The sequence below is a fragment of the Corynebacterium curieae genome (genome assembly GCF_027570035.1).
Taxonomy (GTDB): Bacteria; Actinomycetota; Actinomycetes; order Mycobacteriales; family Mycobacteriaceae; genus Corynebacterium; species Corynebacterium curieae.
Map to the genome: position 1 here is coordinate 1 of NZ_JAKMUU010000028.1, position 782 is coordinate 782.

General features: G+C 58.2%; 2 protein-coding genes. Both read right to left on the minus strand.

The genetic code is table 11. The annotated features are described in order from the left end of the window. Nucleotides 1-165: 165 nt before the first annotated feature. On the minus strand, nt 166-417 hold the full coding sequence (locus L8V01_RS11890; protein WP_070624364.1) for a hypothetical protein: 252 nt from the start codon (nt 415-417) through the stop codon (nt 166-168). 23 nt (nt 418-440) lie between these two features. Beyond that, nucleotides 441-782, minus strand: a 342-nt coding sequence (locus L8V01_RS11895) for a hypothetical protein (RefSeq protein ID WP_269947170.1), incomplete at its 5' end; no start/stop codon positions are given.

Consider the following 782-nt stretch of genomic DNA (forward strand, 5'->3'; position numbering starts at 1 on the left):
GCGGAACATATGTCTTAGCATATGCCTTAACAGGTGGTGCGTACATTTACCTGGTGACACCGTCTATCGTGCGCCTCCCTACTCCCCCACTGGTGCGTGTGCTTAGTGTCATTGCTATACAAAAAGCCCCAACCGCAGGGCGGCTGGGGCTTGGCGTGCGAGGGTCTAGATGTTGTTGCCCTCGTGCCAGTTTTCAGCATCGGCGTGCTCGTCGTAGTGCGCCTGGGCGCAGTCTTTGGCTTCGGTAAGGGCCTTGATGGTTAGTTCTACGTCTGCCGGGCTGTAGGCGCGGGCTTGCAACTCGTCAAGCGTTGCGCCTTCTACTGCGTAGATTTCTACGGCGGGGTTTTCCTCGTCGGTGTCGACGGCAATGGTGCGCAGGGCGTGGATTGGGGTAGTCCAGGTTTTCTTCGGCATGGGTCTCTCCTTTTTGGTCTAGGTTATCCCACCAGTGTGTAGGCGGCTTGCGGGGTTGTGCGCAGTTCTAGGCGGGCGGCGGTGTCAATGGCCATAAGCGCCAGGGTGACGATCAATCCGCTAAGGGCGATTGCGGAGGGGATGAAGATTGCTTTTACCCCTTGAGGGAAGACGGCGACATTGGCCAGGAGCGGGAGTAGGACGGCTATGGCTGCGGCGAGTGTGAATAGTGGGCGGTAGGTTTCTTTGATGGTGCGGCTGGTGTCTGCGGGTAGCTGTCGCAGGCGCATTTCTGCGTTGCTGAGGTAGTTGATAATGGGCACGATGAGTGCGGTGGCGGCGATGAGGATCAGTAGTCCTAGGGT

Coding starts and splice junctions, on each gene's coding strand:
- L8V01_RS11890 (WP_070624364.1), bottom strand. CDS start 417: ATGCCGAAGAAAACCTGGACTACCCCAATCCACGCCCTGCGCACCATT.